This window comes from Evansella sp. AB-P1, assembly GCF_029688925.1.
GTDB lineage: Bacteria > Bacillota > Bacilli > Bacillales > Salisediminibacteriaceae > Evansella.
The window spans coordinates 53,160-77,874 of sequence record NZ_JARUKY010000014.1 but is presented as its reverse complement, the minus strand read 5'-3'; the positions used below and the strand labels follow the sequence as shown (position 1 = coordinate 77,874).

The window sequence follows — 24,715 nt, the reverse complement described above, 5'->3', positions numbered from 1 at the left end:
AAATGAGCAAGGTTGAAAGAAGAAAGGTCATTGTTGTAGGTGCTGGTCCTGTTGGCTTAACGGCAGCCCTTGCATTAAGGAATAAAGGGATTCCAGCTACTATTTTAGAAGCAGATCCAAAAGATAGACCCCGTCCAGGTAGTCGTGCCATTTACCTTCATAAGGCCACATTAACACTTCTGGAAAAGATATCGCCAGGACTAGGATTTACTCTTTCAAGAAACGGCGTGTCCTGGCCGATTAAGCGTACATTTTTTCGCGGAAAAGAAGTGTATATGCGCAATTATGGCGTGACGGATATGAAGCATCCAACGAAGCTACCACCATTTACGAGCTTACATCAAGATTACATCGAAAAGTATATGTATGAAGCTTGCCTAAAAGAGGGCGTAGAATTTGTGTGGTCCTCACCTGTGAAAGACGTAAAGACGTCTGAGGAAGGTACGATCATCACAACGGAATCCGGTGATACTTGGGAAGCAGATTATGTCATAGGTGCAGATGGGGCACGATCTGTCGTAAGGGAAAGTGTAGGGTTAAAATTAGAAGGCCCAAGAACTGCAGACACTTTTTTAGTAGTTGACGTAAAGGAAGATGAAGATAATCCCTTACCTTTAGAAAGGGTTTTTCATTATCAGCATCCGGCAATGGGCGGAAGAAATGTTATGCTGGTTCCCTTTAAAGGAGGATGGCGAGTGGATTTGCAGTTGTTGACAGGTGATAATCCCGATGAGTTTACGGAATTAGACGGTGTCAAGAAATGGTTGACGAAAGTGATGGATCATAAATATGCGGAAAGAATTACGTGGATATCCAGTTATCGCTTCCATCAGGTTGTTTCGAATTCGTTCACTGACAAACACGGTAAAGTCCTTCTTGCAGGGGAAGCTGCTCACTTATTCGCACCGTTTGGGGCTCGTGGGTTAAACTCAGGTGTTCCGGATGCCATTATTGCAGTAAAGGGGATCGGAGAAGCATATTCTGAAGATCAGCTTGCAGGAAAAAAGAAGGCCATACAATCCGCTGCAAACGAACGGAAAATAGCAGCTGAGTGGAATCGGAATGCTTCCACCACTGCGTTAAATCACCTCCAAGGAGATTCCTCTTATATGAACATGAAGCGTGAACTAGCGGTGTCTTTAACTCCCATTGTTCCAAAACTAGGCAGGTGGTTAGATGAAGGACCATATGGACCAAAATCCGGTCCACCGGAATTAACCACGAAGTATTAAGGTACAGGATTGAGGTTGAAGTGAGACGTTCACACTTCAACAGTTGGAGGGGGAAATAGAATGAAACAAATGGAATATGAATTGAAGGTTCATTTTGGTGATACAGATCCAGCAGGCATTGTTTTTTACCCAAATTATTACCGTTGGATGGATCAATCTACCCATCATTACTTTACGAAGATTGGTTTCCCAACATCAAAGCTAATCAATGAAGATGGCATTGGTATTCCCATTGTGGAAGCAAAGTGCCAATTTAAGGCACCACTGTTATTTGATGATATGGCTGTTGTACGATCCGCTATCGTAGAGGTGCGGAACAAGGTTTTTACCATTGAACATCAATTTTTCCGTGAAGAAAAAAAGGTCGCAGAAGGATATGAAATTCGTGCGTGGTGTGACATCAGTCAAAAAAGACCAAAAGCCATGCCAATTACCAATGATGTAAGAAATGCCATTGACCAGTTTCAACTGGCATAAATAATTGATTTTTCGTAGGAGGTTATATAGGTGAAGTTAATTAATTACCGTATAGGAGAGGATGTTCGGGCAGGTGCCGTTAAGGAAGATAAAGTGATTGATTTAAACCGTGCGTATGTAGCAATGTTAAAATCGCGAGGGGAAACTCGTGTAGAGGAGACAGGTGCTGCTTTTGTTCCTTCGAATACGATCGATTTTATGGAAGGGGGAGAACGAAGCCTTCGGGTAGCGTATGAAGCCATTCAATATGCACTTTCTAATGAAGTAGGAAATACAACCATTGTGCGTAATAAGAACGAAGTAAAGATCGAAGCGCCTGTCCTTAAGCCAAACAAAATTATTTGTGTTGGTCATAACTACAGAGCTCACATTTTGGAAATGAAGCGGGAGATTCCTGAATTTCCAGTGGTTTTTGCTAAGTTCAATAACGCTATTATTGGGCCAGAGGATGATATTCCTTTTCCATCGATTACAGAAAAGTTGGATTATGAGGCGGAGCTTGCGGTCGTTATTGGTAAACAATCGAAAAACGTGCCAAAAGAAGAGGCATTGGAATATGTGGCGGGATATACGATCGCAAATGATGTAACTGCACGGGACTTGCAACGTCGGACGATTCAATGGCTGCAAGGAAAAAACTTAGACGGCAGTGCACCATTGGGACCTTGGCTTGTAACGAAAGATGAGATCCCCAACCCTCATGAACTAGAGATTTCCTTAAACGTGAATGGGGAGGAAAGGCAACGTTCCAATACGTCAGACCTCGTTTTTAACGTCAATCATCTTGTAGCGTTCTTATCAAGTATTATGACGCTGGAACCAGGCGATGTTATCTGCACGGGTACACCAGGTGGCGTCGGATTTGCACGTGATCCACAAGTATTTTTACAGGACGGGGATGTGGTTCAAATTGAGATTGAAAAGATTGGGAAACTGACTAATCAAGTCAAGGCTGTCCAATCTCCAGTAAAGGTGGGAGAATAATGGACACCGTAAAAAACTATCAATCTGACATGAATACGCATATCGACACGATTATTCATAAAGTGAAAGCGTTATCTGAAGAGGAGATTCGGTTTAAGCCAGCGGAGGATGTATGGTCCATTATGGAAATCATCTGTCACGTAGAAGAGGTTATTCCTTATTGGATGAATGAATTAATCCGAACGATCGAAAATCCAGGAACAGCATGGGGAAGAGGACTTCAGGATGAAGCGAGGCTAGCAGCCGTTTCTCGTGCTCCTGAAAGAGAAGTTAAGGACGTTCTTGTAGGGATCGAAGAAGCAAGAAACGAGGCTAATGCTCTATGGGAAAAAATTAGTGATGATCAGTTGAAAGTAGTAGCTCCACACCGAAATCCGAAGTTTGGTGTCAAGCCGATGACCTTTCTAGTTGAGCATTTTATTACAGATCATTTAAAAAAACATGGATGGCAAATAGAACGAAATGTAGAGGAAATAAAAAATTAAATTGAAAGAGGAGGATGACAGCAATGGCAGAAGCAAACTCTTTTTTTCAAAGCAAAGAAGTGCAGGATTTTAATAAGGATATTCAGCAATTTCATCTAGGACCTTTATGGAATGCTATCCCTGATCTTATGCATAAGCAACCGAAACCGGATGCCGTTCCTTATTTATGGAAGTGGGAAGTGCTAGAGAAGAAGCTTCAGGAAGCTACACAAATCTTCACACCAGAACGAGGTGGAGAGAGACGGGCAATCTTTTTCCAAAATCCAGGTTTTCAAGGGAGACAGCCGTGGGGATGGGCCTCAACAACGAACACACTCTATGCTGCTGTTCAGTTGATCTTACCTGGTGAAGAAGCGCCATCTCATCGTCATACGCAAAATGCCATGCGCTTTATCACAAACGGAAGCGGTGCATACTCTATCGTTCAGGGACAGAAGATTTATATGGAAGAAGGGGATTATTTGATCACGCCTGGTGGGTTATGGCATGGTCATGGTCACGAAGGGGAAAAACCGATGATCTGGATGGACATTTTGGATATTCCTATAATCTACTCTGCGGCAGGGACATTCTTTGAAGGACACCCTGATGGATTAGAACAACCTTCATTGCCGAATAATTATGGATCCCGTCGCTATCAAGGAGGATTAGTCCGTCCAATTTCAGATCGCACTCCACAAGTTGCTCCTGTTGGATCATATAAATGGGCGCAAACGGAAGCTGCATTAAACGGCCTGAGTGACTTTGAACCTGATCCGTTCGATGGTATTGCTGTGGAGTATATTAACCCTTCCACAGGTGGAACGGCCAATCCAACGATGGGTGCTTGGATTCAAAAGCTACCAGTTGGCTTCCATTCCAAGGCACATCGCCATACGAATTCAAGTATTTATCATGTGTATGAAGGGGAGGGGTATAGTGTCATTAACGGTGTCCAATATTATTGGTCCAAAGGGGATTACTTTGTTATTCCAAACTGGGCATGGCATGAGCACGTTAATACGTCTACGAAGGACGCTATTCTTTTCTGTTCCAATGACCTTCCTATTATGGAAAAGCTAGGTTTGCAGAAGGAAGAGGCGTATGAAGCGAACAAAGGCTATCAAGAGATTACAGGTGAATTTTCTCCTCTGCTTGTGATGTAATTGAATTGCCGTACCTTGATTTTGTCGTAGTGATTAAGGTGCGGTTTTTGTTTCAGTTTTAATGAGCTTTACTGAATTCGATTCGATCATATTTGTTGTATCGTATGGAGCTGAAGTTCTACTGTGCTTAACTGTGAAAAGGAGTATGAAAGTAGGGAGAGGATGGCATGTCTCAGATTACAGAAAAAACAAATGTTGATATTTATGGACCAAATGGACAGAATGTTGAAATACTCATAAGGCGCTTATCTCAGATTCAATGGTATGAGAATATAGGGGATAAGATGGTCAATATTGACTTAGAGGATACGATTAAAAGGTTTACAGATTTTTTTCAAGTAGAAGGTGTGGAGGTAGTGGCTTTATCTAAAGAGCAGTTACCTGATTTTTTTGAAGGGATGAAGTTATCTAGCAGTCCGTTGTGGGGGAATTTGAATCAAATCCCTCAGGACATCAAAAAGGAACTTGTTCAATCCGAACGGGAAGACCTTATGGTATACATCAATGATATGATTCCTGAACTAGTTTTCCATGGAGCATATGACGGTGCCTTTAGACAGTTGGAACAGCTAGGCCGGAACCCCATTAGTATTTGTACAGGTGCAGCGATGACCATTGCCGGATTAGCGGTTGCCTGGGAAATGATCGGTGATCAGGAAGGTTGGGAGGTCAATCCCTTTGTGCTGTTAGTTGATGTTTTAGAAAAAGGCCACCTTCCATTAGGGTTATATGAAGGTAGATTTTATTGTGCATGAGGAAGTGCCAGACCCCCAGTGCGGTAATTTTAATGTGCTGGGGGTTTGGTACTTTTATTTTTGTTTAGCGTAAATTATAGAATTCAACCTTATGGATAACCTTTTTGTTTTGGTGATGAGAGAACGTCTTGATTTGTTCTTATATAATCTTGAAAACAGTAAGACGTAAATTGCGGGCACATAGAAGCCAGCCAATGAACTTGCAAAAGGGAAAAAGAGATTTGCAGGCACATAGAAGGTCGCCAATGAACCTGCAAATAGTGAAAAAGAGATTTGCAGTCACTTAGAAGCGCGCTAATGAACCCGCAAAAGAGAAAAAGCATATTTGCGGGCAAATAAGATGGAGACAAGCATGAAGTTGATCTATTGGTAGAAACGAAATTAAGGGGGATTGATAGTCTCATTATTGTACACATTGAATCGCAAGCTAATTTCCAAAAGCATTTTAATGAAAGAATGTTTATCTATTTTAGTAAGCTTTATCAAAAATATCGCCGCAAAATCCTTCCCATTGCTATATTTAGCTATGATACTCCGAGAGAAGAACCCAATTCATTATTAATGAACTTCCCATTTGCAGAAATACTTCACTTTAACTATTTATCCATTGAATTGAAAAAGAAAAATTGGCGTGATTATATTAGGAATGAAAACCCAGTAGCTGCGGCATTGTTAAGTAAAATGGGTTATAATATGGATGAACGTATTGAAGTAAAAAAAGAATTTTTTAGAATAATTATTCGGCTAGAACTAGACAAAGCTCGGGAATCCTTATTAACTGGTTTTTTCGAGACATATTTAAAATTAACCGATGATGAGGAATATCGATTTAAAGAAGAGGTGAAAGCAATGGATCCAAAGGAAGGGGAGAGAATTATGGAAGTCATCACTTCTTACGAAAGAATAGGAATGGAAAAAGGAATGGAAAAAGGGATTGAAAAAGTTGCTAAGCGGATGTTAGAAAAAGGGAAGCAAGTGGATGAAATTGCAGAGCTAACGGGTTTGTCTATTGTTGATGTGGATCGCCTTAGGGAAGAGATAAGCAAAAATTAATCATTATATACTCGTTACACCCCCCCCAGTTGTTCAATTTTTGTGAAATTATTTTAGATGCTCTTCTTAGATTTTTTTATATTCGTTTCCAAGTATTATTAAGAATATGTTGTTTTCCTCTACATTTTAATGTCTACAAAGAATACGCTTTTACCCCTACATATTTATAATTCCAATAAAAAAATTAGCATATGGCTTTTAATCACATAGTTATCCTTCTTAATGAAAGAACTGTAATGCTTGTCGTATAAAATTTTGAACAGATTATAAAAAAAAATTTTATAGTTAGTGTCGACTAAAAAGAAGATAAGTGCTAGACTCCCCAGTACGGTACAACTTCACCATGACGAGGGTACCATTATTCCTAAAAGTGCAGTACTTAAAGTGAGAATTTGTCAGTATAGTATATTAAAGTTACTAGTCTCCCAGTTAAGTAAATATTACCTCGATGTGGTCAAGTATACACTTAAAAACAAAACACTTCGCTAGCGTGCAAAATAATTGGAGGGAGTTTCGATGAAAGCAATTGTGTACACGAAATACGGAGGACCTGAAGTTCTTCAATTAAAAGAAGTTGAAAAGCCTATTCCAAAAGATAACGAAATCATGGTTAGGGTATATGCCACACCAGTAAGTTTTGGAGATATATTGGGTCGTTCATTTAAAGATGTCTCTCCTAGCCAATTCTCGATGCCCTTTCTCTTTTGGATTCCAGCAAAAATTGCTTTTGGTATTAGCAAACCAAGAAAAAGAATTTTGGGTAGTGAGTTCTCTGGAGAAGTGGAATATATAGGAAAAGACGTAAAACGATTTAAACCAGGTGATCAAGTTTTTGGATATGTTGGGCAAAACTTTGGTGCATATGCTGAATATTTATGTGTGCCTGAAAAAGGAATCGTAACTATTAAACCATCGAACCTTTCATATGAAGAAGCTTCTACCATTCCTTATGGGGCAATAATGGCCCTAAATTTGCTTAGAAAAGTAAACGTTCAGCCTGGGCAAAAAATCCTTATTAATGGTGCTTCAGGAGGAATAGGTTCTGCAGCCGTTCAGCTTGCAAAGTACTTTGGTGCAGAAGTTACTGGGATATGCAGCACTCCAAGATTAAAATTAGTAGAATCACTTGGGGCTGATAAGGTAATAGATTATACGAAAGAAGATTTTACGAAAAATGGGGAAACTTACGATCTTATCTTTGACATATTAGGCAAGAGCTCGTTTGCAAGGTGTAAACAATCCCTCCGGAAAAACGGCCGCTATCTTTTAGCTAGCTTTAAAACAAAACAACTATCTCAAATGCTATGGACGTACGTTTTTTCTAATAAAAAAGTTATTTGTGCATTAGCATTGGAAAAAAACGATGATTTAATTTTTATAAAAGAGCTTATTGAGGTTGGGAAGTTCAAAACAGTGATTGATAAGTGTTATCCACTGGAAAATACCGCAGACGCACATAGCTATGTGAAAAATGGAAACAAAAGAGGAAATGTAGTGATAACTATAAATTAACTATAATGGTGCCTGACCCCATCGAGGGTCAGGCACCATTATTATGTTCACAAGAAATCCATAAATCAACTAACAACGGTTAGCAAATTACATCTATAATACTATCGAGGTTTTACGTGAAAGTTTTGAATGGAGGAAGAATTTTGCTAGATAGATTAAGGGGGGATACGAGTGAAAAACATTTCAATGATACATATAAATGGAAAGGCTTTCATTTATGGGGGGATTTTTTATACCACAATCGTAATTTTATGGCCGATATTCATGGTTTTAGCTGAATTGGAAGGGGATATTCAAGGACAACTACTGACTATTGCTGATAATCCATCCATTTACAGGTGGAATTTTGCTATCGCATCGATGATTGCACCAGCCATATCTTTCTTGATAATCCTACTTGCCTTCGGTATTTCTGTTCAAAAAAGAACCCCTATTCTTCATTTGGTTGGAGTAATTTTTTTGGTACCATACGTTATATTAGTAAGTATTTCGTACATCTCACAATACACGATTCTATTTAAGTACCTTTCCATAGGCAACATGGAATTGGCAAGTCAGTGGTATTTTCAAAATGTTGATTCAATGGCTTATTTTCTAAATCAATTAGGATATAGCTTTTTTGCTGTTAGTGCCTTGTTGATAGGGTATAAATTTCTCTATGAAAAGGGGCTACCAAGGGCGATTGGTATATTGTTAAGCATGTCGGGATCTTTATCCATTGTGGCATTCATCGGGTACATTGGAAAAAACGATTGGTTAACTGGAAGTACTATAGTAAGTGGAATATTAACAGTACCTATTGGAATTTTAGTCATCATTTTAGGGTTTAGAATACAACGGAAAGGAATGGTTTAGGTAATCCATTTCAATATTGGAGAGGAGAATGGGAAATGGTTGATGGGCAATTGGTGTACGGTGAAGTAGCCCTTGGTTTTGAAAAAGTGAAAGAGGAATTCAAAAGGAACTTTGTTGAACGTGAAGAATTAGGAGCAGCTTGCACGATTTATTACAAAGGAGAGAAGGTTGTTGATCTATGGGGAGGGCTGAGAGAGGAAAAGGAAAAGTGGAAGGAAAACACTAAGGTCTTAATTTTCTCAGCCACAAAGGGAATAGCAGCCATTGTCTTTGCTAAATTACATTCCGATGGATTGATAGACTATGAGGAAAAAATCGCTACGTACTGGCCTGAATTTAGCCAAAAGGGGAAGGGAAATATTACTGTTAGGCAATTATTATCCCATCAATCAGGATTAGTTTTACTGGAGGAGAAGCTTTCTATTTCAGAATTAGATAACTTCAATAAAACGGCTGAAATTATTGCTAAGGCTGAGCCAATGTGGGAGCCTGGGAAGTTCCAAGGTTATCAAGCTACTACAATAGGTTTTTTCATGGGAGAGCTAGTAAAGCGGGTCGATAGAAAGGGACGAAGCCTGGGACAATATTTTAAAGAGGAGATTGCCGAACCGTTGCAGCTTGACTTTCATATAGGGCTCCCAGATGATGTTGCTGATGATGAGATTAGCCAGATTAAAATGGTTAACCCTTTATTAGCGTTAGTAAACATAAGGAAGATGCCTCCTGGTATTAGAAAAGTTATGCTTAATGTGACGTCTCCATTTGTGAAGTCTATGACGTTAGTAAAGGGATATGATCCGAATAAGAGGGAAACATGGAAGGTGGAACAGCCTTCAGGAAATGGGATAGGTACAGCAAGGGCAGTCGGTTACCTTTACAGCGTACTAGCCAACGGAGGTAAGGAACTAAATTTGGTCCCGTCTACGATTGAAGCAATTGCTGGACCTCACGAGCAACCTTCAGAAGGATATTTAGATAGGGTTATGAATATAGAAACACGCTACGGATTAGGGTTTATGAAACCGGACCCAACCTTCCAGTTTTCAAAGAATCCAAAGGCATTCGGCTTCCTAGGAGCAACAGGATCTTTTGCTTTTTCTGACCCTAATAAGGTAGTTGGCTATGCATATTTCACAAGAAAAATGGGTTACTACGGTGTTAACGATCCAAGAGAGAGGACAATCCGAGAAACAATGTATGAATGTATAGAAAAAATAGAAAGGAAATCCATAAAAACTATATGCAAAGAAAGTTGATTCAAAGGCCCTGCCCCAGTATTGAAAAAACTGTACTGGGGGTTTTATTCGCCCATTCTTCCTCTATTTGTTTCCTGAAATTAGACGATTGCATAATATACTTGAAATAGGAGTAACACGTGGGAGGAGAAAAAAGATGTATTGGAATCCGTGGTATCACCAGCAAATGAATTATCCAAATCAAAATCAATGGAACGGTAATTGGAGCCAAGGTTATTATTATGGGAATTATTCTTATGAGAACGCTGTAGTAAAAGATTATGGACCTGAGCCTTTTGTAATCAATATAGAAGAGGCTACGAAAAGAAATAATACATTTCGTACGGCACTTTGGACAGGGGAGCATCTACAAATAACCTTGATGAGTATAAATGTGGGGGAAGATATAGGTTTAGAAGTACATCCTCATCTTGACCAGTTCCTACGCATTGAAGCGGGGCAAGGTGTGGTTCAAATGGGGGATAGTAAAGAGACGCTAAACTATCAACAGGAAGTGTATGCAGATCATGCAATTGTGATCCCAGCTGGGAAATGGCACAACCTTATTAATACAGGAAATACCCCACTAAAGCTTTATTCCATTTATGCACCTCCACAACATCCACATGGAACCGTTCATGAAACAAAAGAAATTGCAATGGCAGCAGAAACGGAGCATCATTCATAAAACTCACTCTCTGTTTATTTATTTGACCTACGGCTAAACATTACTCACACTAAAAAGGGATAACCAACCATGATCATCATGAGGTTATCTCTTTTTATATTTTATTTTTAGAATTCTTTTCTTAAAAAGTGCGATAAATATAAAGACATATCGTCTAATTAATTACAGAGTCAAAAAAATGGAGGAAGCATTTATGTCGAAACAACAAATTATTTCAGATTGGTTTCACCAATACAGTGATGACATTTATCATTTTTTGATATATCGCATGGGTTATGTTGACGTAGAAGACGTTGTGCAAGAGGTATTCATCAGGGCTATAAAAGGATTAGATTCCTTTCAAGGTGATTCACATCCGAAAACCTGGCTTTTTACCATTGCTCGAAATACTGCAGTGGATGAAATAAGAAAAAGAAGTAGGAACAAATGGAAAAGCTACTTAACTTTTGATGCAAAACAAGAACCTATTGTTGAAGAAACACCAGAAAAAATAATTGAATCAAGTGAAGAAAATAAAGAATTATATCTGGCGATTCAATCATTGAAAACAAATTATCGAGAAGTTGTTATTCTGAGGGGAATTAAAGACCTCTCAGTAAAAGAGACTTCCTTAATTTTAAATTGGTCAGAAAATAAAGTTCGTTCCACTTTTCATCGCGCTAAAAAAGTACTACAAAAGGAGCTGCAAACAGAATTAGGGGGAATATACAGTGAGCAATAAGAGAAGTCATTTGGATAAAAAATTGCAAAATATGCCTAAGCCAAATATACAAGATGATAAAAAGAATGAGATGCACCAATCATTGATGGAATTTAGTCATGAATTTGAAAATGAGAAAAGGAGAGGATTTCGTATGAAAAGGTTTATGGCGGGAATAGGAGGAATTACAGCAGCAGCGTTAGTCGCATTCTTGATTATCACTTCTTATGAGGAAGATCCGTCAAACTTGGCAGGAGATCAATCACAAAATAATGATAACGATACAAATGTTCCTGCAAATGATCCAGATAGGGATGATGGGACAGAGGATAAAAACGTTCAAATAGATGGGGAAAATGATGGAACAACAAAAGATTCAGATTCAGATGAAGATGTTATTGATGCGTTAGAAAAGTACAATGTATTTTCAGACTTTAGTCTTTACCATCCGAGCTATTTAAGTGAAGCAAGGACATTTTATGAAAGTGAAAACACAGACTTTATATTAGCATACGGTCACCACGCCAATGCTGTAACGAAATATGAATTGTTTGATGTAAAGGATAATGAAGTGAAAATGATACGTAGTGTCGTTGATGAAACAGACTTTGAAAGGATTGAATCCATCCTTCATGTAGATAACTGGGAAGAAGCGATGGTGGAGTATTTACTTGACGAAGCAGAACCTATGGAGGAAATGTTCTTTACTTACGATGAAGAGCAGTCTGAGACAGAAGTGGTAATAGAAGGTGAAACATACATGCTCTATCCTGTACATGTAGGAGAACACGAAACATTCTTTTTCAAGGAAGGAAAGGGTATTTGGGTAAAACTTTATGAAGATGAAGATACAATTAATATGTATGGTGATGAGCAAAAAACATTCCGTATCGAAGAAGAATAGTTGCATAGTTTAAAGACAGGACTGCTGTGCTAAAGTAGGTGCCTGACCCCAAGTACGGTTCAACATCACCGTGTCGAGGGTCAGGCACCTTTTGTATGTTTGGCTATTAATCTCATAGGGTAGTTCACTAGAAAGGAATTTCTTTCTTAGAGACATGTAAGGGATATTCATGAACAAAGACAACTTTGATAAAAAAATGAAGGGTGATTCTAATGACGGACGAATTTAAAAAAGAAGAAAAACATCATCATCATAAACAAGAAAATCCAAGCTTAGTAGGAGCAACCTTTATTAAATACTTCTTTATAGCAGTAATTACTATTGTAATCCTTTTCTTTATTGTCTCTTACATTTTACCGTTGTTTGATCAGGGAGAAGAAGAGGGTGAACAGAATGAAGGCAACGAAGAAGGAACGACTTTTGAAATAGAGATAGGAGATACAGAGGGTGAAGGGGAAGGTAATTGAAATACGCCCTTACTGTAAACGATAGGAAGACTAAAAATTTTATAAAAGCTCGTTTATTTTTTCAAGGATGGTGTCTGATCTCAAGTGTGGTGCAACATTACCGTGTCGAGGGTCAGGCACTATTTTTCCGTGATATAATAAAGAAAATTATTAAAGCGAGGGTATATCATGGCGAAACATCAGATCTATACAATGAGTGTGGCAAGAGTCTATCCCCTTTATATTGCGAAGGCGGAGAAAAAAGGACGTACGAAAACAGAAGTCGATGAAATCATCTGTTGGTTGACAGGATATAGCCAGGAAGAGTTAGAAGAACAACTGGAGAAACAGACAGACTTTGAAACTTTCTTTGCAGAAGCGCCAAAACTGAATTCTTCTCGGGCTTTGATCAAAGGTGTTGTTTGCGGTGTCCGAGTGGAAAACATCGAAGAACCGATCATGCGAGAAATTCGCTATTTGGATAAGCTGATTGATGAATTGGCAAAGGGAAAAGCGATGGAGAAGATTTTACGGAAATAATTTTAGGAGGGAATTAAATGGAGGGTCTTGAGAAATTTTTAGCTGGGATAGATAATCCTTTACATCGAGAAAGAACGGAAGAAGTATTTACATGGATAAAAAATAAATATCCCAATTTAAAGACAGAAATAAAATGGAATCAACCGATGTTTACGGACCATGGTACTTTCATTATTGGCTTTAGTGTATCTAAAAAGCATTTAGCTGTGGCCCCTGAAAGTGTCACCATCACGCATGTAGAGGAAGATATTGTGAAAGCTGGCTATGACTACACAAAGGAGTTGATACGTATTCCTTGGAAGGCTCCGGTTGAATATTCACTATTAGAGAAAATGATTGAGTTTAATATTTGGGACAAGGCCAACTGTTCTACCTTTTGGAGGAAATAAATATAATCGATCTACAGCATCGCTTTTACAAAAATACATGATATTTAATTTTCAAAACTCTAGTATGTGCAGTGGCAAGCATTTTTTCTTTAGAAATAAAGGGAGGTATATAATTGGACAAACCGAGGTTTATTTCAACGGAAAATAAAGAGGAAGTAAGAAGATTCATTGAAAAAAAGAAAGAAAAAGAGGAACAAGAAGCGACTGAGCTATATGAGCAAACACAAAAATCCATTAGAAACTTAAAAGAATTAGTCTTGAAAAATGGAATGAGCAGCGACGATAGAATAGAAGGAATTAGAAGAGAACGTGCACTCAAAATTGCTCTTAGAATGGTAATAGAAGGTGAGAAGGAAGCTAAAATAATCGCATATACAGAAATAACGAAAGAAGAAATGACCTTCCTATCTCAATTAGTTAAGTCAATTAGATCTGCTAAAGGTAACTATGAAGCTGAAGGTAATGAAGTGAAACCGCTTGATGTTGTTTTCAAATGTTTTGGGCGCACTGATCTAAAAGTAAATGTGAACGGATTATTCTTCGTGGAAATGCAGGAGGATGGAAGCATCAAAACGAGGGATGAAACTTTTTAATTGAAGGTAATAGTATAGGCAAAAAAGATTTCTCTAAGTTTTCTGTCGGTGAATTTTTTGAAAAAATTTATGAAGAATGAAAAAGCCCGACGTCATAATTAGAAATGGATGTCGGGCTTTTTTGTGCTTATTTCTTGCTAATAGAAATGTAGATTTAACTTTTATAGATACGTTTTTTGTGCAGTGTTTTACTTATAAACAAAGGTAAATGAAGTGGAACCAAAGTGAATCTCATTTTTTATAAAACATTAGATTTCAATAATTGTGAGTTTTATTAAATAAAATATGCTTATAAAATGGATTAGCATAATAAACAATATTCAGTATGTTATGGGTATATCGTTGTATGAAAAAGCATTATAATTGCATAATAAATTTTAAGTCTTTAGTATAAACATACAGAAAAAATAGGAGGTATTATATTGAATTCCAAATACCAACCAATATTTGAGGAGTTTACATTTAAAAGTGGTGTTCGTATAAAAAATCGTATATTAATGGCACCAATGACGAATTTTGCATCAAAAGAAAACGGCATTGTGAGTGATGAAGAGCTGCCATATTATAAAGAACGTTCTGGTGGTGTAGGGGCAGTTATCACTGCTGTTGCTTACGTCACGAGAGACGGAAAAGGTTTCGTGAATGAAATAAGTGCTGATTCTGATGAAATGATACCAGGACTAAAACGTCTTGCAGATACAATTAAAGGAGAAGGAGCAAAAGCTATATTGCAAATTTTTCACGCAGGAAGGATGGCACCACCTGATTTATTAGAAGATAGACAATCGGTAAGTGCAAGTGCTGTTGCTGCGGAAAGACCTGGGTTAGTAACACCAAGAGCATTAACTGAGACAGAAATTGAAACCATTATTCAAGCTTTTGGAGATGCAACGAGACGTGCTATTGAAGCTGGTTTTGATGGAGTTGAAATCCATGGAGCAAATACATATTTAATACAACAGTTTTTTTCTCCACACTCCAATCGTCGAACAGATCAGTGGGGAGGTACGATTGAAAAAAGAATGGCATTTCCGTTAGCAGTTATTGATAGGGTAAAAAGTGCAGTAAATGAATTTGCTAAGCATCCTTTTGTTGTGGGCTATAGAATTTCTCCAGAAGAGGTTGAAAACCCTGGAATAACAATGGCAGATACATTAACATTTGTAGATGCGTTAGCAGAGCAAGATTTAGACTACTTACATATCTCCGTTCAAGATTTTTGGCAAGGATCTATAAGAGATGAGGAAGATAAACAATCTAGAGTGTTATTAATTCATGAACGGGTTGGGAATAAAGTTCCGATTATCGGTGTAGGATCATTGCATACACCGGACGATGTGAATAAATCATTTGAAACAGGGGTACCACTCCTTGCACTAGGTCGTGAACTTATTGTGGAACCTAAGTGGATTGAAAAGGTAGCAGCAGGTGAAGAAGATTCGATTGCCACAACGTTAACAGAAGATGATCAAGAAAGGTTAATCGTACCTGATGCTCTATGGTCAGCAATAATGAATAGACCTGGATGGTTCCCAGTTGTAAAAAAATAGTTGGAGAAAGGGACCTGGGATTGGGGAGAGAGGAAACTTTCTACGGGAAATTGGAGCAACGACCTTTCTCCCCTAGGAATACATGGATGTTTTATTTTATGGAGACTACCTGTTTATTAAGGGAATTTGTAAATATAACTCAGGAGAACCGTCCCCACGAATTTCCCTTGGATAATGGATGATGAAGAAACTCGGTTAATGCTTTTAGCGTTGGAGCAGACAATGGAAGTGTTTAATGGCAGAAATTGTTCAAAGAGAATTAATAAAGATGTTCCAGTCAATTGGTAGTATTCCAGATAACTTATTGATGAATAGGAAAACAGCTCAATTAATATCTCCACTTACAAAACGGTTACGCTTTGCTGTTCAAACTGATAATTATGTATCGATTGCTAAAATGGCCATTGAAGAAATGGAAAATAGTCTTCCTTTTTAAAGAAGAAGAATGGTCAAAGGATGGTGCCTGCCCAGTGCGTTGTAACTTCAATGTATCTGGGTCAGGCTTTTTTTGTTTTAAAAATGCTTTAAACCGGTATGTAAAGTAATAGAAGGAGTTTAGATTATAAGGAGGTGTAAGAAATGATGAATTATTTTTTCTCCAAAAGGAAAAGTCTAGTATTTTATTTTTTACTAGCAATGATACTACTATTGGTAGGGTGTGGATCTAGTTCTGATACATCAACTGATGTTGTAGGTGAAGAATTTAAATTCGTCCCTGAGAAAGTTACCATTTCGAAGGGAGAGGAAGTAACCATGACCTTTACTAATAACGATCAAGTATTTCACAACTTAATTGTTGATAATATCCCAACTTCGAATGGACATAATCAAATTTATTTAGAAGCAGAGGTGAATGAAGAAGATAGTGTTAGCTTTACTGCAACAGAAGCAGGAACGTATGAAATGTACTGTGATGAACCTGGACACGAGCAAATGGTTGGAACATTGGTTGTAGAGGAATAAATAAGAAAATCATCGACGTCCTGTCTCCTAGATAACTTTCAAAGTAAAAATTTTATACTTATCTTTTTAAAAAGGGGGAAATCCCTCTTTTTCTGTTTCTTCTAAAAAAACGGACTTGAGTTACCTTCTCTTAGCTATTAATGAACGAAATTTTGTTGTCTTTCGATAGATCCATCTTGTCTGTGTATAATAAGTCTAGTTTTTTGATTACTTGCTATGGATTGCGCTTTTTTTAATGCTTCTTTTTGGGTTTCATATACATAGCTTGCTCTCTCGGAATCCTCCCTTTTGATGGCCCAACCATCTGAATGAGGGACTACGTGTTGCGGTAGCGTTTGTTCGCCTACCCACTTTTTTGCTTGGGCTATTCCAATGGAGATAGCTCTTCCTTCTTCATACCCTTCTTCTGTAAGTCTATTAGCAATCTCAATCGCTTTTTCCTTAATAGGTCCTACTAGATTTTTCATTGATTCAGGATAATTATTCATATCCCATGGCATGAATATCAACTCCTAAAAAGTAGTTATAAAACTTTTTCCGAAATACACTTCATCTAAACGATCATTTAGGGTGGTGCCAGACCAGTGGTGCGTTGCATTTCACCACCGTACGGGGGTCAGGCCCTTTTTAAGAGCATAGCAGGGTTCTTGTGCTTTGTGTGGAATGTATCACTTAGACGCATATTTCATTTAAAAGAGACAAGTGACCTGTCGTCAAAAGGAGTGAACGAATTGACTGAAAATCTACGAAATTCACAAAAAAACAAATTAGTTTTACTTGATGCGGAGGATCATATTGCATTTTTTTCCAACAAGGTAGATGCAGATTATCATAGCCATAACTATATACAGGTTACATTAGGACTTGAAGAAGATTTTCAGATTAATATAGAGGAGAAAGAATTTCTTACAAGGGGTATCATTGTAGATTCAAATACGAGGCATAAGCTGCAAGGGAGCAAAAAGTGGCAAATGTATTTATTAATCAATCCTGAGTCTGCTTTTGGTGAAGCTATAAAGAGTAACTTTTTACGTGAACATGAAGTCAATATCATAGAATATAAAGATATTAATATCGCAATTGGTCCAGATATTTACGATCTGATAGAAAAAATCACTTCTGAAAAATATTATGATTTGTTAAAAAGAATTAAAGAATTGCTTAAGGTTACTCCAAATAAAGTAAACAACGAAATTGATAAACGGGTATTAGACCTACTAGCTTATATTGAATCTCAACCATTGGATGAGTTAACCGTTAAAGAATTAAGTCAAATCGTATTTTTATCCGAAAGTAGGTTATCTCATTTATTTAAGGAAGAAACAGGCGTTTCTTTAACGAGTTACATATTACATGTGAAGTTAAAAAAAGCATTTTACTTAATCTTTCATGGAGCAAATATGACTGATGCGGCGATGGAAGCAGGCTTTAACAGTCCATCACATTTTTCACGTAGCGTTCGAGATAAATTAGGTATGGCTCCTAGTGTAATTGTAAAAGGTAGCAGATATTTGCAAGTTTGAGAGTGGTACCCCCTTTATAATAAAAAATAGAAAGGGTGATCACATGAAAAAGTATTTAGAATCAACCAAGTTACTAGACTTTCATTCCTCAGAAATTCAAGAGTTAATTAGAGATAAAAAATGGAGTGAGTTTGAATTAAATGATGAAGAAAAAATTGCTACGGTGTACGACTTTGTAAGAAATGACATAAAGTTTGGTTATAATCGAGGGGATGACATACCAGCTTCTGAAGTGTTAAAAGATGGATATGGACAGTGCAATACAAAAAGTATTTTGTTAATGGCCCTACTGAGGGGGATCGGTATTCCCTGTAGGATACACGGTTTTTTTATCGATAAAAAAATGCAAAAGGGTGCATTGACAGGGATTATCTATAGATTAGCTCCTAGAGACATTGTTCACGCGTGGACGGAAGTATATTTCAATAATAAATGGTTAACTTTAGAAGGTGTTATTATTGATGACAAATACCTATACCAAGTACGTGACAAATTAAGTAAATATAATGATGGTTATATAGGATTTGGTATATCTGTACAGGATAAAGAGAAGATAAGTCTGTGCTGGAACGGTAATAGCACTTATATTCAAAGCTATTCTATAACGAAGGATTTAGGATTGTTTCATAGCCCTGATGATTTTTTTAATGAATATAATAATACGAAAAATAAATTTAAGAAAGCTATCTTTAATATGTTACGGAAAAGAATAAATAAGAAGCTGGATACTATAAGAAGAGGGACGTAGTATTAACTGGGAAGGGTGGTGCCTGCCCCCCCAGTGCGTTGTGGAAGATAATGTTTGTGAAAAAGAAAGTAGTTAAGGTTGATTAATAAAAGAGCAAAAATCTATAGAGATTCGTGCTCTTTTTACATACTAAAGTATTTATTTGATTCATTAAGATGGTTTTAATGGTCGTCGGTTGTTATCAAAGGTAAACCCTTCTCCAGAAACTTCTTTTACATCATTAACAGAGAAAAATGCATATGGATCCACTTCATTAATGAGGTTTTTTAATTGAATAAGCTCGGTTCGATTGACAACGCAGTATAAAATTTCACGTTCGTCAGAAGTAAAGCTTCCTTTTCCTGTTAACACCGTTGATCCTCGACTCATACGATCAATGATTGCTTGAGATAGTTCCTCCGTTTTCGACGATATTATCATGGTGGACTTTGCGGCACTTGCCCCTTCAATAATAAAATCAATTACACGACTGCCGATAAACACGGTAATTAGTGTGTACATTGCGTTTGTGAGGGATAAGTGAATGAGAGAAAAGGTGATAACAAAGGCATCAAAGCTAAACATGAATCGACCGAGACTCATCCCAATATATTTTTCAGCTAATCGTGCGAGTAAATCAACTCCCCCGGTCGTTCCGCCAGCACGAAAAATCATTCCTAATCCAGCCCCGGAAGATACACCAGCAAAGATGGAGACGAGAATCATATCATCTTGTAATGGAAGGTGAGTGACAGGGTATAACTCGAACAGTCGTAATGAAACAGACAGTGAAACAGTTCCTATTAAAGTATATATAAGCATTAATCTTCCCAATAATTTATATCCAATTAGAAATAATGGAATGTTTAATAAAAGGTTAGAGAGGGATGGCTCGATAGTAAACAAATAATAAAGTAATAATGTAATGCCAGTAAAGCCTCCGTGTGCCAGACCATTTTGTAAATTAAAGTGTATAATCCCAAATCCAAAAATTAATGTACCGATAAAAATAATTAAAATGGATTTTAAACGAACCCCTTGAAATAGGTGAGACATACTCCTAACCCCCTTTTGTTAAAAGAATTAATAAAAATCTTCGAATTTGAATGGCATCTAGTAGTCAGAACGACGATGATTTAACCGTTGCCCACAGGACGTGGGCGTTCTTAGGTTAAATTGAGGCGCCTTGCGCTTTTCTTATTAACCAGACGAAATTATAACATAGCTTTATCCCCTACCCAATAGTATTTAGAGCTTTTAAGAAAAGATTATATATTCAGATAGTAGTAAGCGATTTCAATCGACCAAAGCGTTAGAGGATTTGCTCTATAATTTTCAATAATCACAGTGGCAATAAGACACAAAAGTTTCATTATATAGAAAAATATAGTAAATAGTGTGAATGTACCTATTTGAATGAATTTCATAAAGAATAATTTGTTAAAAAAGACGCACATTATTTTCGATTGCAGTGGAAGACGGGGACTCTTGCGGGAACAGCATGAGCTGAAAAGCCATTTTTGATTAGTACTACAGGCTTGTGATAATAGTATAGAATTAGAGATTGATAATCATGAATTTGTGAATGAACAAGTTTTGGTTTGAGATGCTTATAACATTAACATTCCAATTGCAACAACTAAGCACATTAAAAATATGTATGTGGATTCACTAAATGGTAATAACACAGAGAATTGAATGAAGTACCTGACCCTCAGTGCGTTGCAACTTCACCGTATTGGGGGCTAGGTACTTTTCTTTAAAAGGACAACAAGCAGTTAAATTCCGCTGGTTGTCCTTTGTTTTGCACAAAACCCTTTTTAAAACTGTCCCTACGAATTCATGAATAGATTGCATGAATATCCGCAAACTACTAAAAATGAATCGTATGGGATTGGAGTTAGCTTATATGGATAACAATGAATATCGGGATCAGATCTATCAGAAAACGGAAGAAATGAACCAAATAATATCAACATATTGGAATGATTATTCTCATATGGGTACATGGCAGTTCTGGTCGGTTGTTCTGATCTTGGTACTTCCGCTTATCCTTCTTATAATCTTGGTTGACAGAGAACGTATATTTGAAATTTTTTTCTACGGATACACGATTCATATACTGTGGACATACGCTGCTAACTTTTTAGAAGGCTACAATTTTTTAATCCACAATTATTTCTTGACACCATTTTTGCCAACATCGCTGAATATGACAGCATCGGCACTACCAGTTGGTTTCCTGTTGGTCTACCAGTACAGTACGAATCGCGGGAAAAACTTTTATCTCTATGCGGTTATCATGTCTGCTCTGTTTGGAATTGTTTTTGCCACTGTATCCGATTGGATCGGATTAATAACATTCAGTAAAGGAATGAATCAACTTTACCTCTTCTCCATTGATATTGCCATTGCCTTTGTAGCGTACTGGTTCACTCGTTTTATTAAGAGAGTGCGGGAGAATGCAGGATAGAGAGTAGAGGGGATCTGAGAATTTATGTTTATAATAATGATAATGAGTTTTTGAATTACCTTTGTGAATTGATAATAGCAAACTAAATAGTAGAGAATCAATAAATGAAGGTTACCTTTTGAATTTTTCAAGGTATCCTTTTTTATGTTCATGAAGTTAATGTTTAATTTTGTTGAGTCTCAATGGTTTTGAAAAAATCATTAGAACCGTCCCTGTGAATCCTGTGAATCCTGCGATTTTCTCTATCCTTCATCATCGTCATCATCGTCTTCTTCTATCAAATCTATTACTTCTTCTAATTTAAATAATAATATCATCTCTTTTTTTATGACATTTTTTAAAGTTTTATTCATCTCCTTGTTGAGCTCCAATAGCTCCTCATATGATACATCCTTTACTTTTAAATTTGGGAGTGTGCCTAAGGATGATTGAATTTTTTCCGCTTCTGCATGGAGAATGTGAGCCAAGCCCAATTCTTCATAAGCGATGGATAATAATAAAAGGTTGATTGTATCATCCCTGTCCACACGAATCTCTGGTTTGATATCCGGTACTCTTGAAAAATCCATAAGAAAACCTCCTAATACATTTGCGTTATTTTATGCTATTCGTTGTCAATTGATTGGGCAAAACACTTAATTTTTCTATTCCCCTTCGATCAAGGTGGAATGTCTAATCTGTTTTTTTAGATAAGCATAAAATATTAGAAAAGTTCGTACAGGAGTTGGTTGGAATATGGTTCGTATACAGTTAAATAATAAGAAACTGGGCAACAACTGTTATTTATCATCTGAAAAAATGGAAGAACTTCAGTTAAAGGAAAATGGGAAATATACTCTTTCTCTAGGGAAAGATAGTAGGGAAGTGATTTTTTATGAACTCAAAAGTGAGCAAAGTACTTTAATTATCTCAAAAGAGTTATTCAGGGATGTTAGTTTGGACAGTGCTGAACTGAATATATGGAAGCAGGGGAATACAATTAAGTTAGGTCCAGTAGTAGCCGTTTTTATGAATGAAGGCTACACGACAGCTATAGGTCGGGGAAAAGTACCAATGTTTATTCATAACCATGAGAAAGCTTCTATGGAATCGAAATGTATGAGCTACTATTTCAGTATTCATGATGTGGATTGGACAAGAGAAAAAATCTACGGATACAGATGGATAAAGGATGAATGGAAAAAGGAATGGATGCCTCTTCCCGATGTCCTTTATGATTATGGTGCCTCCTTTATGCCATGGGAAAAGGAATTAGTGAAAGAAATTCGGACAAAACTGAAGTCACAAATTGATATTCGTACGATTAACAGCAAAGACTATTTAGGGAAATGGAATTTATATAAAGCACTGGCAGCGCTTCCTGAAGTACAGGATTATTTGCCTGAGACTAAAAGATATCAAACCTTTCAAGACCTTGTTTCTATGCTAGAAGAGCATAACTATATTTTTCTTAAATCCTATTACGGAAGCAGGGGACTTGAGGTCATGTCAATTGAGAAAGTGCAGAATAAATATATAGTGAACTTTCTAAAGCAACAATTGGAAATAGAAAAACTGGAAACTCTTGATGAGCTAAAAAAATGTATTGATAACTTCTTAAAAGAAGATAAGCGATATATTATTCAGCAAGGCATTAAGGTTCTTAAATACAAGGATAGGAGATTTGATATTCGCGTTTTAATGGAAAAGGACAGGAAGGGACAATGGGTTGTGGGCTATGACTCTGTGAATCTTGCATTACCTGAATCCACCATCACCACCTTTAGGGGGGACGGAAGGAACAGCTATTGTGATATTTACGATGGGCTACTAGAACAAGAGAAGGATATTCCTATACCTTCTGAAAAGCAAATTCACGACCTAGCGACATCGTTGTGCTTAGCTATTGAAGAACAAATAGGCTACTTTGGAGAACTAGGATTAGATATGGCTATTGATGAAACTGGTAAGTTGTGGTTTATTGAAGCGAATACAAAGCCAGATAAGTTTCCTTATCCTGGTCAGGCGATCCATGCTGACGTAGGGACCCGCCCCTTTTTGTGTACCTTAGAGTATGCGAAATATTTAAGTATGGGGATGCCTAAGAATCGGAAGGCTAAGTATGATAAATTAACGATCAAAAAAAGGGAGAACGATGGTGATGTGAAGAGAACCATTGGGTTACCAAAGGAATGGCACCGTTACCTTTCACCAACGAAAGCGTGCTTATTAAAGATTGGTATGTTCAAAACAGAGGTACAGTGGGAAGAAAGCTCATCGGAGGATGTTTTAGAGTTTTCCAACGATATCATTGAGGAATTTGACGGATTGTTAGATAAAAAGGTCAACGTAGAACTAGTGGGGACTACCCTACGTATAGGACCGGTAATCGGTGTTTTTATTAGCAATGGTAATGTTCGGAGAATGAAGAGACAACGACCAAAGTTTCGTCAGATAGAATTTATGAAGGCGAATAAAGATAGTAATACGATCCTGTATTTTTTTTCCATCAAGGATGTCAATTTCATTCATAGAAAGATTTATGGAATGTATTATAGTGAAAAGGATAAAAGGTGGCAGCGCCTCTCATATCCCTTACCGGATGTACTATATGATCGAGGAGGTGGTGTTTTAAGTAAGCAGATTATTAAGTCAGATTATATAAGAGAACAATTAAGGCTTGAGAAAAAGATGAAGAAGTTTAATCCTCAATACTTCTTTGATAAATGGGATACTTACAAAAAATTAGTGAATCAGCCTGAAATGGCCCCTTATTTACCGGAGACTGAGATTTATAACGGTATTGATTCTTTAAAAAAGATGCTTGGAAAACATTCCACAGTGTATATTAAGGATTGTCATGGCAGCAATGGAAAAGGGATCCTTCGAATATCAGAAACGGCGGAAGGATACAAGTACAGTTTCGTGAAGGACAAAGAGACTTACACCGAGTCTGTAAAGAGAATAGAAGACTTAATACCAAAAATAAACCTAAATCTATATGATAAAAAAGTAATCATCCAACAGGCAATCGATCTCTTAACCCACAAAGGAAGGATTATTGATTTAAGGTCAACGGTACAGAGAAATGGCGCAGGGGAACTAGAAATGATATCTTTTCCAGTCCGAATTGGTAAGAAAGGATCACCAATAACTAGTTCTCAATCGGGTTCGGAAATTTATGAAATCGACTACTTTTTCCTTAACTATTTAAACTATTCTCCTATAGAACTTAAGGCCTTTAAAAAAAGAATAGAGGAATTTATTAAAACGAGCTATGTATCTATTGAAAGGGAATATGGGGTGTTCGGTGAAATCGGGATCGATTTTGCCTTCGACAAGGATAAACAAATTTGGTTTATTGAATGCAATGCAAAGCCTGGTTATGATTGTATGTACAAATCATATGATGAAGACACCATTCGCAGGACGTTTAGTAACCCACTTGAATATGCTAAAAATATTACTAACTTTCAAAGCTAAAAGGGATAAAAAAACAGCCGTAAG

At 37.1% G+C, this 24,715-nt stretch carries 26 protein-coding genes and 1 pseudogene; 24 read left to right on the top strand and 3 right to left on the bottom strand.

Translation table 11 applies throughout. The annotated features are described in order from the left end of the window. Positions 1 to 2 precede the first annotated feature (2 nt). From QA612_RS15345 to QA612_RS15250, 20 genes and pseudogenes are all read left to right on the top strand, one after another. Positions 3 to 1,232 carry an FAD-dependent monooxygenase gene (locus QA612_RS15345; protein WP_278284698.1) on the top strand — a complete coding sequence of 410 codons (1,230 nt, stop codon included), beginning with the start codon at positions 3 to 5 and terminating at the stop codon, positions 1,230 to 1,232. A gap of 69 nt (positions 1,233 to 1,301) precedes the next feature. Continuing rightward, positions 1,302 to 1,709: an acyl-CoA thioesterase gene (locus tag QA612_RS15340; RefSeq protein WP_481804448.1), complete on the top strand. Its 408-nt coding sequence runs from the start codon at positions 1,302 to 1,304 to the stop codon at positions 1,707 to 1,709. Between the two features lie 30 nt (positions 1,710 to 1,739). Continuing rightward, on the top strand, positions 1,740 to 2,693 hold the full coding sequence (locus tag QA612_RS15335; RefSeq protein WP_278284696.1) for a fumarylacetoacetate hydrolase family protein: 954 nt from the start codon (positions 1,740 to 1,742) through the stop codon (positions 2,691 to 2,693). Then, positions 2,693 to 3,178, top strand: a complete 486-nt coding sequence (locus QA612_RS15330) for a DinB family protein (protein ID WP_278284695.1) — start codon at positions 2,693 to 2,695, stop codon at positions 3,176 to 3,178. Before QA612_RS15335 ends, QA612_RS15330 begins: the two co-directional genes overlap by 1 nt. A gap of 23 nt (positions 3,179 to 3,201) precedes the next feature. Then, positions 3,202 to 4,323, top strand: a complete 1,122-nt coding sequence (locus tag QA612_RS15325) for a cupin domain-containing protein (protein WP_278284694.1) — start codon at positions 3,202 to 3,204, stop codon at positions 4,321 to 4,323. Between the two features lie 167 nt (positions 4,324 to 4,490). Beyond that, entirely contained in the window at positions 4,491 to 5,078 is a 588-nt protein-coding gene (locus QA612_RS15320; RefSeq protein WP_278284693.1) for a hypothetical protein, read from the top strand. A 342-nt stretch (positions 5,079 to 5,420) separates the two neighbouring features. Further along, positions 5,421 to 6,131: pseudogene (locus QA612_RS15315) on the top strand (Rpn family recombination-promoting nuclease/putative transposase); the annotation flags it as partial. Between the two features lie 516 nt (positions 6,132 to 6,647). Further along, on the top strand, positions 6,648 to 7,643 hold the full coding sequence (locus tag QA612_RS15310) for an NAD(P)-dependent alcohol dehydrogenase (protein ID WP_278284691.1): 996 nt from the start codon (positions 6,648 to 6,650) through the stop codon (positions 7,641 to 7,643). A 171-nt stretch (positions 7,644 to 7,814) separates the two neighbouring features. Beyond that, positions 7,815 to 8,498, top strand: a complete 684-nt coding sequence (locus QA612_RS15305) for a DUF4386 family protein (RefSeq protein ID WP_278284690.1) — start codon at positions 7,815 to 7,817, stop codon at positions 8,496 to 8,498. Between the two features lie 35 nt (positions 8,499 to 8,533). Next, the gene (locus QA612_RS15300) at positions 8,534 to 9,754 is read left to right on the top strand and encodes a serine hydrolase domain-containing protein (protein WP_278284689.1); all 1,221 of its coding nucleotides are present in this window, start codon (positions 8,534 to 8,536) and stop codon (positions 9,752 to 9,754) included. Between the two features lie 136 nt (positions 9,755 to 9,890). Then, positions 9,891 to 10,421 carry a cupin domain-containing protein gene (locus QA612_RS15295; protein ID WP_278284688.1) on the top strand — a complete coding sequence of 177 codons (531 nt, stop codon included), beginning with the start codon at positions 9,891 to 9,893 and terminating at the stop codon, positions 10,419 to 10,421. A 193-nt stretch (positions 10,422 to 10,614) separates the two neighbouring features. Beyond that, entirely contained in the window at positions 10,615 to 11,142 is a 528-nt protein-coding gene (locus QA612_RS15290) for an RNA polymerase sigma factor (protein ID WP_278284687.1), read from the top strand. Then, positions 11,132 to 12,025, top strand: coding sequence for a hypothetical protein (locus tag QA612_RS15285; RefSeq protein ID WP_278284686.1), 894 nt, complete (start codon positions 11,132 to 11,134; stop codon positions 12,023 to 12,025). Before QA612_RS15290 ends, QA612_RS15285 begins: the two co-directional genes overlap by 11 nt. A 212-nt stretch (positions 12,026 to 12,237) precedes the next feature. Then, positions 12,238 to 12,492: a hypothetical protein gene (locus QA612_RS15280; RefSeq protein WP_278284685.1), complete on the top strand. Its 255-nt coding sequence runs from the start codon at positions 12,238 to 12,240 to the stop codon at positions 12,490 to 12,492. Between the two features lie 168 nt (positions 12,493 to 12,660). After that, positions 12,661 to 13,011, top strand: coding sequence for a DUF2200 domain-containing protein (locus QA612_RS15275; RefSeq protein WP_278284684.1), 351 nt, complete (start codon positions 12,661 to 12,663; stop codon positions 13,009 to 13,011). A 17-nt stretch (positions 13,012 to 13,028) separates the two neighbouring features. Beyond that, complete coding sequence (locus QA612_RS15270) at positions 13,029 to 13,400, top strand: iron chaperone (protein ID WP_278284683.1); 372 nt, start codon at positions 13,029 to 13,031, stop codon at positions 13,398 to 13,400. Between the two features lie 113 nt (positions 13,401 to 13,513). After that, the gene (locus QA612_RS15265; RefSeq protein WP_278284682.1) at positions 13,514 to 13,993 is read left to right on the top strand and encodes a hypothetical protein; all 480 of its coding nucleotides are present in this window, start codon (positions 13,514 to 13,516) and stop codon (positions 13,991 to 13,993) included. Between the two features lie 422 nt (positions 13,994 to 14,415). Then, the gene (locus tag QA612_RS15260; RefSeq protein WP_278284681.1) at positions 14,416 to 15,543 is read left to right on the top strand and encodes an NADH-dependent flavin oxidoreductase; all 1,128 of its coding nucleotides are present in this window, start codon (positions 14,416 to 14,418) and stop codon (positions 15,541 to 15,543) included. Positions 15,544 to 15,778: 235 nt separating this feature from the next. Beyond that, on the top strand, positions 15,779 to 15,979 hold the full coding sequence (locus QA612_RS15255; RefSeq protein ID WP_278284680.1) for a DUF6930 domain-containing protein: 201 nt from the start codon (positions 15,779 to 15,781) through the stop codon (positions 15,977 to 15,979). 143 nt (positions 15,980 to 16,122) lie between these two features. After that, positions 16,123 to 16,506: a cupredoxin domain-containing protein gene (locus QA612_RS15250; RefSeq protein WP_278284679.1), complete on the top strand. Its 384-nt coding sequence runs from the start codon at positions 16,123 to 16,125 to the stop codon at positions 16,504 to 16,506. Positions 16,507 to 16,643: 137 nt separating this feature from the next. Here the strand turns inward: QA612_RS15250 and QA612_RS15245 are convergent, their stop codons facing one another. Then, positions 16,644 to 17,006 (bottom strand): DUF2188 domain-containing protein, encoded by a 363-nt coding sequence (locus tag QA612_RS15245; protein ID WP_278284678.1) that lies wholly within the window; start codon positions 17,004 to 17,006, stop codon positions 16,644 to 16,646. 231 nt (positions 17,007 to 17,237) lie between these two features. Between QA612_RS15245 and QA612_RS15240 the strand changes: the two genes are divergently transcribed. Further along, positions 17,238 to 18,029 (top strand): helix-turn-helix transcriptional regulator, encoded by a 792-nt coding sequence (locus QA612_RS15240; protein ID WP_278284677.1) that lies wholly within the window; start codon positions 17,238 to 17,240, stop codon positions 18,027 to 18,029. A gap of 43 nt (positions 18,030 to 18,072) precedes the next feature. After that, positions 18,073 to 18,777, top strand: a complete 705-nt coding sequence (locus tag QA612_RS15235) for a transglutaminase-like domain-containing protein (protein WP_278284676.1) — start codon at positions 18,073 to 18,075, stop codon at positions 18,775 to 18,777. Between the two features lie 150 nt (positions 18,778 to 18,927). On the opposite strand, the gene QA612_RS15230 is transcribed toward QA612_RS15235, so the two are convergent. Further along, positions 18,928 to 19,812: a YitT family protein gene (locus tag QA612_RS15230; RefSeq protein ID WP_278284675.1), complete on the bottom strand. Its 885-nt coding sequence runs from the start codon at positions 19,810 to 19,812 to the stop codon at positions 18,928 to 18,930. An 853-nt stretch (positions 19,813 to 20,665) separates the two neighbouring features. Between QA612_RS15230 and QA612_RS15225 the strand changes: the two genes are divergently transcribed. Further along, positions 20,666 to 21,229 (top strand): hypothetical protein, encoded by a 564-nt coding sequence (locus QA612_RS15225; protein WP_278284674.1) that lies wholly within the window; start codon positions 20,666 to 20,668, stop codon positions 21,227 to 21,229. A gap of 242 nt (positions 21,230 to 21,471) precedes the next feature. Here QA612_RS15225 and QA612_RS15220 read toward each other — a convergent pair whose 3' ends face one another. After that, positions 21,472 to 21,798 (bottom strand): alpha-helical endospore appendage domain-containing protein, encoded by a 327-nt coding sequence (locus tag QA612_RS15220; RefSeq protein ID WP_278284673.1) that lies wholly within the window; start codon positions 21,796 to 21,798, stop codon positions 21,472 to 21,474. Positions 21,799 to 21,964: 166 nt separating this feature from the next. Here QA612_RS15220 and QA612_RS15215 point away from each other — a divergent pair, with 166 nt between their 5' ends. Then, positions 21,965 to 24,691: a YheC/YheD family endospore coat-associated protein gene (locus QA612_RS15215; RefSeq protein ID WP_278284672.1), complete on the top strand. Its 2,727-nt coding sequence runs from the start codon at positions 21,965 to 21,967 to the stop codon at positions 24,689 to 24,691. Positions 24,692 to 24,715 lie beyond the last annotated feature (24 nt).